Genomic DNA, 13336 nt, shown 5'->3' on the forward strand with positions numbered 1-13336 from the left:
GGCTAACTGTATTCGTATGTCTTATCCATTATGGATACCCATACATTATTTATTATTGCTAATTATCATATGACATTAAAAATCTTCAGGATAGTCCTGATGGTGTCCCTATTTGTTGTGGGCACTTTAAACATACATGCCCAAATTCGTGGCACAGTAAAGAATCAAAAGAACGAACCAATAGCAAATGCCACTGTTCAAGTGGATGGTACTAAACAAGGGACGGCTACAGATAGCCTTGGGAATTTTCATATTGAAGCTGTGAAAGCTCCCGTTAAGAGTTTAAGCATTAGTGCTATAGGTTATCAAACCCTTAAAAAACAGGTAAGTGCAACTGACCAGCAACAGCCGATTCACATTAACTTGCATGAAGATAACCTGAATTTAAGTGAAGTGGTGGTTAGTGCGTCACGATATGGCATGGAGCGCAAGAAAGCACCGGTTATCGTCAATGTGTTGAGTCCAAAACTATTCAACGCAACACAATCTGTGGCGATGTCTGAGACATTAAATTATCAGCCAGGCGTGCGGGTAGAAAATAATTGTCAGAATTGTGGCTTTAGCCAAGTACGCCTGAACGGTATGGAAGGTGCTTATTCACAAATCCTAATCAATAGCCGTGCGGTATTCAGTGCACTAAATTCCGTTTATGGATTAGACCAAATCCCGACGAGTATGATTGACCGTATTGAGGTTGTCCGTAGTGGTGGATCTGCCTTGTTTGGTGCTAATGCGATTGCAGGTACCATCAATATCATCACCAAAGATCCGGTAGAAAACGACTGGCAATTGAAATCGACCAATGCCATCATCGGTGGAAAATCATGGGATAATACCATCGATTTTAACAGTTCCTATATTGATAATGATTTGAAAACGGGTGTGACATTTTATGGAATGCACCGCAACAGAGAAGCTTATGATCATAATGGTGACGGGTTTTCTGAGATGACTAAATTGAAGAACCTGACCTTTGGTACCAAAGCCTTTTACCGTCCGTCGGATTTCGACAAGATTACCTTGGATTTAAGCGTATTGAATGAGTTCCGCCGTGGTGGAGATCGAATTGAAGAAGCACCACATTTTACGGATGTTACAGAGCAATTGCGCACAAACTCACTTATTGGTGGATTAACCTACGATCATTATTCAAAAGACTATAAGCATAAAATTTCCCTTTACGGATCGGCACAATTTACTGATCGCGAAAGCTTCTATGGAGGATTAGGTGGAGGAAGAACCCATCAGGACAGTGTGTTGGCAGCCAATTCTTATGGTGATACCGATGATTTTGCCATGGTTGCCGGTACGCAATACACTTATACTTTTGAGCGAGATGTCTTAACTGCCGGTGTGGAGTTCAATAACAACCATACCAAGGATAAAATTCCGGGATACCAACGGACTATTGACCAAAAAACGCATGGCTTAGGCAGTTATGTACAATACGAATGGAACATCTTAGAAAACTTGAAGTCCTTATTGGGCGCACGTTACGATTATACCTATGTTGATGGCAGTTATAGCCTTGCCGGACATAACCGAAGCTCATCAGAGAGCTTTGGGACATTTAGTCCACGCTTGACCCTACTCTACGACATTACCGACTACCTACAATTCCGTGGTGGCTTTGCCCGCGGATTTAGAGCCCCTCAGGCATTTAACGAAGACATGCATGTCACTTCTGTTGGGGGACAGCAGGTCTTCGTTTTAATCGGTGAAAACCTGAAAACAGAGTATTCGAATGCTTACACAGGTTCATTCAACTTTACCAAGAATTTTGGAACAACCCAGACCAGTTTATTACTGGAAGGTTTCTATACCCAATTAAATAATCCTTTTACTACCGTTATGACTTCGGAAGAAGAGAATCTTATTATCGAAGAGATGCGTAATGGTACAGGAGCAATGGTTTATGGAACAAATATCGAATTGAATGTTGCCCCTTCGGCAGATTTAAGTTTCCAAGCAGGAGGAACGATTCAACGTTCGGAATACAAGGACGATCAGCTTTTATTTGAAGGACCAACCGCTGCGGAGAATATCAGCAGCAAACGTTTTGTTCGTACGCCGAATGTGTACGGGTACCTTAATGCCAATTGGAAGCCGGTGAAGCCATTTAGTGTGGATTTAACTTCCGTGTACACAGGATCGATGTTGGTGCCCCATATGGTTGCCCCAGAGTCTATGGTATTGAAAACAGGTAAGGAATTCTATGAAATCAATTTACGTTTAGGCTATACCTTCCAGGTGAAGAAAGAATTTAGTGTTGAGGTGTTCGGTGGTATTCAGAATATGTTCAATGCCTTCCAGAAAGATTTTGACACTGGAGCCCTTCGAGATTCACAATACATTTATGGACCATCGCGTCCAAGAACAGTAACATTTGGTGTTAAACTAGGACATTTTCATTAATGAGACTATTAGCATTTATCCTACTTCTTGCAGGATTATCCTCCTCCAAACTGTGTGCACAAACACACAGTAAGGAGGAAATCCTTTGGTTGAGTTTCGAGCAACTAAGCGATTCTTTGGCTGAAAATCCAAAGCCTGTCCTTTTGTTTATTCATACGGACTGGTGTGCTTATTGTAAAAAGATGCTTAACGAGGGGTTCCAAGACCCTCAAGTGGTTAAAAAGGTAAATGCTGATTATTATGCTGTTTCATTGGATGCCGAGACAACAGATACGTTGTTTTTCGAAGGTCAAGCATTTACGAATCAGGTTCGAACTAAAAAAGTTGGTCAATACCATTCGATCGCAGAAGTATTTTTAGGGAAAAAGGAAAAAGCAGTTTTCCCCCTCACGGTCCTACTAGACCCTGATTTCAAGGTCATAATACGTCGATCGAATTATCTCAGCACAAAAGAAATGTTAAATATTTTAAAAATTTAACACTTTCTTTGTAGCGTTTACGGTTAACGGAGCGTTCATGACTGTAATACTTATAATACTAATAACGACTTATGAAAAATTTCAAATTACTTATTATTGCCCTACTTGCTGTTGGAACGATTACTTCATGTATGAAAAATGATTACGTGGATGATTTTGACTATGAGAAAGAGAAAGCACGTATTGACTCGACTTTAGAAGCACAAAAAGATGATTTAGCGGCTTATGCTGCGGAGCATTTCTCTTCCAATATGATATACAATGAGGTAACCGGAATGTACATGGATACCTTAGCAGCAGCTACAGATAGATCCTACAACTGGGTTGTTTCAGGAAATGGCTATAACGTCCCAAAAATCACGGTTAAATACACCGGAAGATTGTTAAACGGAACAGTATTCGAAGATGCTTCAGCTACAGCGCAAGCATTCTTAATGCGTCCGGACGCAAACATCAATGTGACCAATGCATGGATTCGTGCATTCCTTCCTAGAACAATAACAATCAATGGAGAGAGTCAAGTTTTCGGAATGATTGCTGATGGTGTTAAAAAAGGTCATAAATTCAAATTTATTGCGCCTTCACCATACGTATATGATAACAAAGAGCGTAAAAACTCTAAAGGAGAAGTTATTGTACCGAAAGATTCACCTGTAGAGTACACTGTCGAAGTAATCGACATCGTGGACCAAATGTAATTAGCTCAACAATTACTTATACTTATATAAAACGGCATCTACCAAAGTAGGTGCTGTTTTGTTTACAACAGCTGATCCTTAACCGATAAGCAAAATAAATTCGCTATTTTAGCACCTATAATACCGAAATAACGATTAAACCTTAAAAATTTAATAATAAACTATTCCATGAAACAGATTAACCTTTTGTTTATAGTCTTATTTGCCACAATGGCGATGAGCTCTTGTATGAAGAATGATATTGTAGATAACTCCAAAGATCGCGAAAAAGAACAAGCGCGAATTGACTCTACGTTTGATGCACAGGAAGAAATGCTGGAAACCTATGCGAAGACACACTTTACTAATCCAAAATTTAATGAGAAATCAGGGATTTGGTACGAGATTCTAGCAGAACCAACAGATATTTCTTACCAATATGTTATTTCCAATGGTGGTTTTGTAACCCCTACGGTTGAGTTGATGTATACTGGAAAATTAATGAATGGGACTATATTTGATGCAAGTCCTGAAAAGGTAACTTGGAAGATTAACTATGGTAATCTAATTCCGGCATTTCCGTATTCCTTCTTCCCAGAAACAGTGGTTATGGGTGGTGAGACGTATTATACCGGCTTAGTAAAAGATGGTTTGAAAAAAGGTCATAAGATCCGATTTATCGCTCCCTCACCATTATGCTACGATAATGTACCTCAGTACGACAAGGATAAAAATTTAAAAATCCCGAAGGATTCTCCTCTAGATTTTACAATCGAGGTATTTAGCATTAAATAAATCCAATTTTGGAATTATTTCTGTACAAAATGATTTTACAAGTAAACGGCTTCCTATTATAGGGAGCCGTTTACTGTTATATGCTATCAGTATGGTTCATGGATTTGCAAAAAGGCATGTTAATTGCCTAAATTCAACAAAAAGGAATAAGGGAAAAGCAGAATTTATCGTTAATTTTACCATAAATAGGGAAACATGAAAATTGCACTAGCACAACTCAACTATCATATCGGGAATTTTGAAGCGAATAATGCAAAGATTATACAGGCTATTGAGCAGGCCAAATCGGCTGGTGCTGGATTAATTGTATTTGCTGAATTGGCTATCGGAGGTTACCCAGCGAAAGACTTACTACGTAATTCCGCATTTTTAAAAGCATGTTATGCCAGTATTGAGGAAATTGCCAAGCATTGTATGGATATTACCTGCATTATTGGTGCTCCTGTTCCTAATAATGATGGGGAAGGCAAATCCTTATACAATGCTGCTTTGGTATTGGAAAACGGCGAGGTAAAACAAGTCGTTAAAAAAAGTCTTTTACCAGATTATGATGTCTTCGATGAGTATCGTTATTTTGAACCTAGTCGCTCGGTTTCCTGCATTGAAGTACAAGGCAAGACTGTTGCGCTCACAATTTGTGAAGACTTATGGGATGATGATGGTCCAAATTCATATGTAGGAGACATTATGCAAGATCTAGCTAAGCAACATCCTGATTTGATTATTAATATTGCTGCGTCACCATTTTCCTATACTCATTTTGAAAACCGTAAAAATGTATTGAGCAGAAATGTTATCAAAGGAAATGCCCCATTAATTTATGTCAATCAAGTAGGTGCGCAATGTGATATCATTTTTGATGGACGATCATTGGCGTTAAACAGAAAGGCAGAATCTATCCTGGAAATGAAGAGTTTCGAGGAGGATTTGCAATTTGCAGAGTTTCAAGGGAATGATTTGGTTTCTGAAACAAAAACCGATGAAAAGCAATATTCGGAAATTGCATTGATTCATGATGCAATCGTATTGGGATTAAGGGATTATTTTCAAAAATCAGGTTTTAAGAAAGCAGTTCTAGGTTTATCGGGCGGATTAGATTCGGCATTGGTAGCGGCCTTGGCATGCGAAGCATTAGGTGCTGAGCAGGTATTATCCGTTTTGATGCCTTCCATATATTCGACAGATCATTCCTTAAAAGATGCCTTAGACTTGGTGGAAAATACTGGATGTCAAAAGCTTATTTTACCTATTAAAGATATCGCATCAGCCTTTGATCATACCTTGGCTGAAGCATTTAAAGGTCTAAAACCGGATACAACAGAGGAAAATATACAAGCCAGGACTAGAGGTACACTATTAATGGCACTATCCAATAAATTTGGAAATATCTTATTGAATACCTCGAATAAAAGTGAAGCTGCAGTAGGTTATGGCACTTTATATGGTGATATGGCAGGTTCTTTAAGTGTCATTGGTGATGTGTATAAAACGCAGGCTTATCAGTTGGCAAAGTATATCAATCGTGATCGAGAGATCATCCCTTTGAATACTATTGTCAAACCACCATCTGCAGAGTTGCGTCCTGGTCAAAAAGATTCAGATTCACTTCCGGAATATGACATATTAGACAGCATTTTATTTCAGTTGATTGAGCAAGAAAAACCATATACAGATGTCATAGCTTTGGGCTTTGATGAGGCAACAGTTTTAAGAGTAAATAAGTTATTGAATAATGCGGAGTTTAAACGCTTTCAAGCACCTCCAATCTTACGTGTCAGTCCTAAAGCATTTGGCCCTGGGAGAACTATGCCTCTGGTTGCAAAATTTAACTTTTAACGTTAAACCTTTTATTCGAAATTTTGTCTAACCCTAAAATGCTGATTATGAAAACGCTTAGGATATTACTTTTTGCTGGGATCATCTTATTCCTTGCCTCCTGTGCTTCGTATAATTATAACATGACGAGGGTTCAGAAAATAGATTTCTCACAGTATAAGACATACGGTTGGTTAACACCTGTAGACTCCTTATCAAAGAATTATTTCAATAACGATATTGCGAGAGAGAATATTCTCTCCACTGCGAATGCTGAATTGACCGCTCGAGGTATGCAATACAGCAAGGAAAATCCGGATATTTTATTCCGATATATCTCTATTGTAAACAATAAAAGCCGTTTAGTATATGGCAATACCACTTGGGGATATCCTTGGGGATGGTATCGTCCTTGGGGTTGGGGATATTATGGAGGACCATCCTACCCTGTTGGTAAAGAAAAATACCGTTATTCGCACTTGATCATCGAAGCACTAGATCGTAAAACAAATACGGTGGTATGGCAAGCACGTGGATCTGGTGAAGTTAAAGCTCCTGAAAGAGCCATTAATGAATTGCCTGAGGTTGTTCAGGGAATTTTTAAAGAATATCCAGTAAAATAAGAAACAAGTATTTGTTGAATAGGAATCCAAGTCAACATACATATATTTCCTGACTTAAGGCCATGGAAATAAAAGAGGGAAATCATTTGAAGATTTCCCTCTTTTGTTTTTTCGTAAAATATTGTTTGATCAATAATTCTAATTCCAATTAATCCAATATTCTGGTAAAGTGATTGTTCAAATGTACTCTCATGGCTTGACGATAAGCTTCGGCATCTCTTTTCTTAAGTATTTCTACTAATTCTTTATGGGATATGAAGTCTACCTCTCCAACTTCTTTTTCCAAAAGTCCACTTTGATGCACGTATTGGAAGATAGGGTAAAGCATTTCTTGCAATTCCATCAACATTTTGTTTTTAGAAATCTTGTAGAGTCTACCGTGAAATTTTATCTCATCATCAATTTGCCAAGCGGTATTGGCATCGCCAGTACCTATACCTTCAGCAATCTCTTCGAGTTCGGCAATATCCTCATCTGTGATTTTATTCACAATAAAATCTGCCATTCCTACCTCCAATGCAAGGCGCATTTCAAACATGTCTCGTAAAGTATTCTGATCAAGGATAGAAGGATGGTAAACCTTGCGTAAAGAGCCCAAAACATCAGGATTTCTTAAAACAGCACCTTTATGTTTTTTGGATTCTATTAGGCCTACCGTCTTTAAACGAAGAAGGGCTTCCCGAATTACAGTACGGCTGACCCCAAGACTACTTGCTAGATCAAGCTCCTTCGGTAAAACCTCACCTATTTCTACATTATTCTCGCGAATATATTGGATGATTTTCTCTTCGGCTTTATCAACTAAACTGGAAGTATCGATACTTCCTATTTTACTGAAACCAGTGTTATTACTCATAGTTATACTCTATAAGGATTAATATAAGTTGCAATTATATCAAAAAATAATTTGTAAGTAAAACAATATATAGTACATTTGATTGCTCAATATGTCTGACATAATCAATTACAACAGATTACATGCTCGTTTAAAAAGATAAACGACTGACTAATAGCAAAATGTAAACCAAACAATAAAACGTATTGTTAAGATTATATATTTTAAAAAAATGTTAAATAAACCTAAATAAAAATATATTACTCTAAAGTACAGCATAGATAAATGAATTAACTTAATACCATATAATTTACCAAGGCATGTTAAACCAAAAAATTGAAGGCTTAGTTGCGGCACCATTTACTCCTTTTGATCAGGATGGCAATTTGAATTGCGAATTAATTCCGTCCTATTATGAGTTATTAAAACAGAATAAAATAAAAGGAGCATTCATTTGTGGTTCTACTGGGGAAGGAGTTTCCTTGACATTTGATGAAAAAGTCAGCGTATTAAAAGCATGGACCGCATTGACAAAGCAAGATGATGAATTTAGTTTAATGTTTTTCCTAGGTGGAACGAATATCAAAGAGTGCATGGAGTTAGCCAAAATAGCTGAGCGTGAAGGTGCTGATGCTATTTCCTTTACCTCACCTTATTATTTCAAGCCCGCAAACGTTCAACAATTAGCAAAATGTTGTGAAGAAATTACTGCCTCAGCACCAAACACAGCATTTTACTATTACCATATTCCTGTATTAACCGGCGGAAATTTTAGTATGATCAATCTTCTAAAAGAGGTTGATGGAAAAATTCCGAATTTCCGAGGAATTAAATACACCCACGAGGATTTCATGGATTTTCTGTCCTGTTTAAATTATGCAGATCGAAAATACGATATGCTTTGGGGAAGAGATGAAAACATGTTGTCGGCATTGGTTTTAGGCACTAAAGGTGCAGTAGGAAGTACCTACAATTATGCAGCTCCATTATATCATGAACTGATGGATTGCTATGATAAGGGGCAGTTAGAAGAAGCGAATAAATGGCAACAGAAATCTATCGATATGATTCAGCTATTGGGCAAATATGGTGGAATTGCTACAGGAAAGGCCTATATGAAATTGGTGGATTTAGACTGTGGTGAGTTTAGATTACCTATTGCCAATATGGACGAGCAGCAATTTGCTGCCTTTAAAACGGATGTCAGCAACTTAGGATTTGACCAATTTAAATCGAAAAAATAATGCGTAGGCATGGATTGCTTTTATTAACGCTTCTAACAGCGGCATGTCACTCGACAAATTCGCCTATAGTAATACATTGGCAGCAGTCGAGTCAATTGCCTGATGAGGGAAATGGAGCTAACTTAGGTATTGCTGGTCCTATCACCGGAATATTGAAGGACTATCTAATTATCGCTGGGGGCGCAAATTTCCCAGAGGATAAACCTTGGAATGGAGGTGCTAAGATCTATCAGCAGCAAGGATATTTATACCGTATTCAAGACAAGCAGCTGCATTTTGAAAAACATATTCATGTACCCTATGTGAAAGCATATGCTGCCAATGTCAGCTATGAAAACAAATTATTCGTATTAGGCGGAGAAGATCAACAAGGACCTTCTGCCTCTGCCGGATATTATAGTATAAATGAGAAACAAGAATTGGAATATCACCCATTACAAAACCTTCCAAAGCACTTGAGCAATACCGGAGGAGCCTATCTCAACAATTACTTGTATGTAGTTGGCGGTGATAATAGTGAGGAGGTATCGAATATGGTTTTTCGTTTAGATGTAAGCAAAGAAAACAGCCAATGGGAAGAATTTATGGAACTCCCCTATTCGCTTAGCCATGCTGTTGTGTCTGAAAATGGGAAAGATTGCATCTATGTAGCAGGAGGTAGAAAAAGAAATGTACAAGCACCAAGTACATTTTATCAAGATGTATTGGCAATACAAACCAAGGATAGAAAAGTCGAGAAAATTGCGGAACTACCAGTAGCTGTATCTGCTGGTACGGGCATATTTTACAGGGATCATCTACTATTATTTTCTGGAGATGATGGGCAGACCTTTCATCAGGTAGAAAAAGCATTAATAAACATAAGTCAAGCAGACAATTTGCATAAAAAAGACAGTTTAATTGCATTAAAAAACAATATCTTAGAGCAACATCCTGGATTTACCAAATCCTGTTGGAGCCTAAACCTTAAGGACCAAACTTGGCGATCTGTAGAAGCAATTCCTGGCATGGGGCCAGTCACTACGACGGCCATAAAACATCAGGACATGCTGATCATACCAAGTGGTGAGGTAAAGGCGGGAGTGAGAACAAACCAGATACTAACTGCTACCTTAAAATAAGTCAATTCGCATGAAAAACAGCAAATATCCTTGGATCTTAGTTGGTCTACTATGGTTTGTAGCTTTACTAAACTATATGGATCGGCAAATCTTGTCGACCATGCGTCCGGCTATGTCGGTGGATATTTTGGAGTTGGAAAGTGCAGCAGTATTTGGCAACCTCATGGCCATATTTTTATGGATCTACGGATTTATGAGTCCAGTGGCTGGTATTCTTGCAGACAAATGGAGTAGGAAATGGCTAATCATTGGCAGTTTATTCGTTTGGTCTGCAGTTACCTTAGCTATGGGTTTTGCACAAAATTATGACCAGCTTTATGCCCTTCGCGCGATCATGGGTATGAGCGAAGCATTATATATCCCTGCAGGATTATCTTTAATCGCCGATTACCACAGTGATAAGACCAGATCATTAGCAATTGGTATTCATATGACCGGATTCTATTTTGGTCAGGCACTAGGTGGTTTTGGAGCAAGCATTGCAGCCAATTATACTTGGCATTATACCTTTATTCTTTTTGGCTTAGTCGGTATTATTTATGCATTAATCCTATTATTTACCTTGCGAGAGGCACCACATCGACATGAAGAGAAAACTACGCCAAAGGAAACCATCCCGCTGTGGAAAGGACTATCTGTACTTTTTTCCAACATCTCTTTTTGGGTAATCTTAATGTATTTTGCAGTACCAAGCTTACCAGGATGGGCGACCAAGAATTGGTTACCGACCTTGTTTTCGGAGAACTTAAATATCCCAATGGAGCAAGCAGGTCCATTAGCGACCATTAGTATTGCGGTCTCCTCTTTCTTTGGAGTAATCCTTGGTGGGATTCTCTCTGACCGTTGGATACAAAAAAATATTCGAGGACGAATTTACACCAGTGCTATAGGATTAGCTTTGACTATTCCCGCCGTCATATTGATTGGCTATGGGCATCATATCATCGCTATTGTAGCTGCAGGTCTGTTATTTGGATTTGGCTTCGGTATGTTTGATGCCAATAATATGCCTATACTCTGTCAATTTGTAAGTGCTCGCTATCGTGCTACAGCTTATGGCATCATGAATATGGTAGGTGTATTTGCAGGGGCCTATATCACCAAAATACTAGGTGCATCAGCGGACGAAGGTAATTTAGGCACACACTTCGCCCTATTGGCTGGAATTGTTGCGATTGTCCTTTTGATACAATTAATCGTTTTAAAACCTAAAGCACATGTGGAGGGCTCTTAATTTCTTCTTCATAGGTCTATGCTGTATCAATTTCTTATTTGCTCAGGCAAAAAAGAAGGTTGCCTGTATTGGCGATTCGGTAACCAAAGGTTTTGGACTAAGCAATGAAGACAGCTATCCTTCCCAACTACAGGAGCTTTTGGGATCAGCATTTGAGGTGGGGAATTTCGGACGTAATGGGGCAACTTTATTGGCGAATGGTCATAATCCGTATTTAAAATCTAAAGAACTTCAAGACGCATTAGGCTTTCAACCGGACATCGTCATCATCGCATTAGGTTTAAATGATACAGATCCTCGAAATTGGCCAAATTACCAAATAGACTTTCAGAAAGATTACCAACAGCTGCTGAACTTATTTCGAACACAAAATCCGAAAACAGCATTCTATATCTGTATAATGAGTCCAATATTTTGTGGTCACCCAAGATTTCTTTCCGGTACTCGAGATTGGTTTCAACAAATACAACAAAAAATAAGAGAGGTAGCAGCAAGTAATAAAGTAACTCTTGTTGACAATCACCAAATTTTATCTTCAAGAATCGATTTATTTGATGATTATATACATCCATCGGCAGAAGGTGCTCAATTAATCGCACAGCAGCTAGCTCAATACATCAAACCTAATCACATTCCCCTACAGATCGCTGAAACGTATAATTCCCATATGGTTTTGCAAAGAGACCGAGTAAATAAGATAAAAGGAAGGGCAAGTTCGGGAGAAATCATCAAGCTTTATTTCAAAGATCAGGAATGGAAAGGACAAGCTGATGTATTGGGGAATTGGGAAATTGAACTCCCAGCCCAGAAAGCTGGTGGGCCATTTGATATTCGGGTTTCCACAGGTACAGAAGAAGTCTACTTAAAAGATATTTTATTCGGCGATGTGTATCTGGCATCAGGTCAATCAAACATGGCCTTTCCAATGAAAGATGCAAAGGATGCGCAACAGCTCATCGAGAAATTAAAGAACAACAAATACATAAGATTATATCACAATCAGGTAATCACTGAAACCACGAACCAAGCTTGGGACACCAACAGCTTAAATCAGATCAATAAACTCCAATATTTCCATGGAAAATGGGAGTTGCCATCAGTGCAATCATTAGCTAATTTTTCAGCAATCGCATTGGCTTTTGGGGCGGATATTCAAAGCGAAATGAATATCCCAATCGGTCTGGTTCAACTAGCTGTTGGTGGCTCAAATACCGAGTCTTGGATTTCCCGTAGTGACTTAGAGAAAGATAATTTATTAGCAAGTTATATTCATACATGGCGTAGATCGGATTTTATTCAAGATTTCTGCAGGACACGAGCTGCCGAGAATTTAAAGAACAGCTCGGTTAAAAATCAAAGACATCCTTATGACCCTTCCTACAATTTTGAGGCAGGTGTTCGGAAATGGCTGGATCATCAATTTAAAGCAGTACTATGGTATCAAGGGGAGAGTAATGCACATAACAAGGAATTGCATGAACTATTGTTTCCAAAATTAATCCAATCTTGGCGAGGAGCATTTCAACAAGAACTACCTTTTTATTTTGTACAGCTTTCCAGTATTAATCGTCCTTCATGGCCTGCATTCCGAGAAAGCCAGAATAAACTTGCGTCGATCCTACCGAAAACTTATATGGTGGTGAGTTCTGATTTGGGACATCCACAGGATGTGCATCCAAAAGATAAAATACCTATTGGTATTAGGTTAAGTAATCTTGTCAAAAAACACAGTTATCATTTAAGAAATCAGGCTGATGCACCGCAACTCCAAAAGTTGACACAACGGGACAAGAATACTTGGGTACTAGATTTTAGAAATTGCAAGCAATTTCAGACAAAGAATGGAGAAGAAATCAAAGGATTTCAAGTAATGGATACGGAAGGAAATGTTTCAGCAGTTCAACAGATCAAGGTCAAGAAATCTACCCTAGAAATTAGCCTACCTGAAGGAAGTCAGCGGATTTACTATGCGTACGAGCCATATACAAATGCAAATTTAGAAAATGAAGATTCCGTACCTGTATCAACCTTTTCCATTGATTTGAAAAACACCTCAAACTAAATCTTAAAATAAAAGAAGGGACAAACATCATTCCTT

The 13336-nt window shown here is 38.4% G+C and carries 11 protein-coding genes; 10 read left to right on the forward strand and 1 reads right to left on the reverse strand.

Going from position 1 to position 13336, the window contains the following annotated elements; genetic code table 11:
- The first annotated feature begins 69 nt into the window (after window positions 1-69).
- The 6 genes from ABD676_RS01950 (at window position 70) to ABD676_RS01975 (ending at window position 6804) form a co-directional block, all read left to right on the forward strand.
- The gene (locus ABD676_RS01950) at window positions 70-2415 is read left to right on the forward strand and encodes a TonB-dependent receptor (protein WP_344672990.1); all 2346 of its coding nucleotides are present in this window, start codon (window positions 70-72) and stop codon (window positions 2413-2415) included.
- Entirely contained in the window at window positions 2415-2894 is a 480-nt protein-coding gene (locus ABD676_RS01955; protein ID WP_344672991.1) for a thioredoxin family protein, read from the forward strand. The genes ABD676_RS01950 and ABD676_RS01955 overlap by 1 nt, the downstream gene beginning before the upstream one ends.
- 71 nt (window positions 2895-2965) lie before the next feature.
- The gene (locus ABD676_RS01960) at window positions 2966-3592 is read left to right on the forward strand and encodes an FKBP-type peptidyl-prolyl cis-trans isomerase (RefSeq protein WP_344672992.1); all 627 of its coding nucleotides are present in this window, start codon (window positions 2966-2968) and stop codon (window positions 3590-3592) included.
- 168 nt (window positions 3593-3760) lie between these two features.
- Window positions 3761-4366: an FKBP-type peptidyl-prolyl cis-trans isomerase gene (locus tag ABD676_RS01965; protein ID WP_344672993.1), complete on the forward strand. Its 606-nt coding sequence runs from the start codon at window positions 3761-3763 to the stop codon at window positions 4364-4366.
- Between the two features lie 195 nt (window positions 4367-4561).
- A complete protein-coding gene (locus tag ABD676_RS01970) occupies window positions 4562-6202 on the forward strand; it encodes an NAD+ synthase (protein ID WP_344672994.1) in 1641 nt (546 codons plus the stop codon).
- 47 nt (window positions 6203-6249) lie between these two features.
- The gene (locus ABD676_RS01975; protein WP_344672995.1) at window positions 6250-6804 is read left to right on the forward strand and encodes a DUF4136 domain-containing protein; all 555 of its coding nucleotides are present in this window, start codon (window positions 6250-6252) and stop codon (window positions 6802-6804) included.
- Between the two features lie 148 nt (window positions 6805-6952).
- Here ABD676_RS01975 and ABD676_RS01980 read toward each other — a convergent pair whose 3' ends face one another.
- Entirely contained in the window at window positions 6953-7660 is a 708-nt protein-coding gene (locus ABD676_RS01980) for a FadR/GntR family transcriptional regulator (RefSeq protein ID WP_344672996.1), read from the reverse strand.
- Between the two features lie 299 nt (window positions 7661-7959).
- On the opposite strand from ABD676_RS01980, the gene ABD676_RS01985 reads away from it, so the two are divergent.
- From ABD676_RS01985 to ABD676_RS02000, 4 genes are read left to right on the forward strand one after another with little or no spacing between them, the layout of a single operon-like run.
- A complete protein-coding gene (locus ABD676_RS01985) occupies window positions 7960-8883 on the forward strand; it encodes a dihydrodipicolinate synthase family protein (protein ID WP_344672997.1) in 924 nt (307 codons plus the stop codon).
- Window positions 8883-10004, forward strand: a complete 1122-nt coding sequence (locus ABD676_RS01990; RefSeq protein ID WP_344672998.1) for a hypothetical protein — start codon at window positions 8883-8885, stop codon at window positions 10002-10004. The genes ABD676_RS01985 and ABD676_RS01990 overlap by 1 nt, the downstream gene beginning before the upstream one ends.
- A 10-nt stretch (window positions 10005-10014) precedes the next feature.
- Window positions 10015-11238, forward strand: a complete 1224-nt coding sequence (locus ABD676_RS01995; RefSeq protein ID WP_344672999.1) for an MFS transporter — start codon at window positions 10015-10017, stop codon at window positions 11236-11238.
- Window positions 11222-13300 (forward strand): GDSL-type esterase/lipase family protein, encoded by a 2079-nt coding sequence (locus ABD676_RS02000; protein ID WP_344673000.1) that lies wholly within the window; start codon window positions 11222-11224, stop codon window positions 13298-13300. The genes ABD676_RS01995 and ABD676_RS02000 overlap by 17 nt, the downstream gene beginning before the upstream one ends.
- Window positions 13301-13336 lie beyond the last annotated feature (36 nt).

Source organism: Sphingobacterium kyonggiense (genome assembly GCF_039536825.1).
GTDB lineage: Bacteria > Bacteroidota > Bacteroidia > Sphingobacteriales > Sphingobacteriaceae > Sphingobacterium > Sphingobacterium kyonggiense.

What these genes read in the sequence shown, in the direction of transcription:
- ABD676_RS01950 (WP_344672990.1), top strand. Translation starts at nt 70, where the DNA reads ATGACATTAAAAATCTTCAGGATAGTCCTGATGGTGTCCCTATTTGTT.
- ABD676_RS01955 (WP_344672991.1), top strand. Translation starts at nt 2,415, where the DNA reads ATGAGACTATTAGCATTTATCCTACTTCTTGCAGGATTATCCTCCTCC.
- ABD676_RS01960 (WP_344672992.1), top strand. Translation starts at nt 2,966, where the DNA reads ATGAAAAATTTCAAATTACTTATTATTGCCCTACTTGCTGTTGGAACG.
- ABD676_RS01965 (WP_344672993.1), top strand. Translation starts at nt 3,761, where the DNA reads ATGAAACAGATTAACCTTTTGTTTATAGTCTTATTTGCCACAATGGCG.
- ABD676_RS01970 (WP_344672994.1), top strand. Translation starts at nt 4,562, where the DNA reads ATGAAAATTGCACTAGCACAACTCAACTATCATATCGGGAATTTTGAA.
- ABD676_RS01975 (WP_344672995.1), top strand. Translation starts at nt 6,250, where the DNA reads ATGAAAACGCTTAGGATATTACTTTTTGCTGGGATCATCTTATTCCTT.
- ABD676_RS01980 (WP_344672996.1), bottom strand. Translation starts at nt 7,660, where the DNA reads ATGAGTAATAACACTGGTTTCAGTAAAATAGGAAGTATCGATACTTCC.
- ABD676_RS01985 (WP_344672997.1), top strand. Translation starts at nt 7,960, where the DNA reads ATGTTAAACCAAAAAATTGAAGGCTTAGTTGCGGCACCATTTACTCCT.
- ABD676_RS01990 (WP_344672998.1), top strand. Translation starts at nt 8,883, where the DNA reads ATGCGTAGGCATGGATTGCTTTTATTAACGCTTCTAACAGCGGCATGT.
- ABD676_RS01995 (WP_344672999.1), top strand. Translation starts at nt 10,015, where the DNA reads ATGAAAAACAGCAAATATCCTTGGATCTTAGTTGGTCTACTATGGTTT.
- ABD676_RS02000 (WP_344673000.1), top strand. Translation starts at nt 11,222, where the DNA reads ATGTGGAGGGCTCTTAATTTCTTCTTCATAGGTCTATGCTGTATCAAT.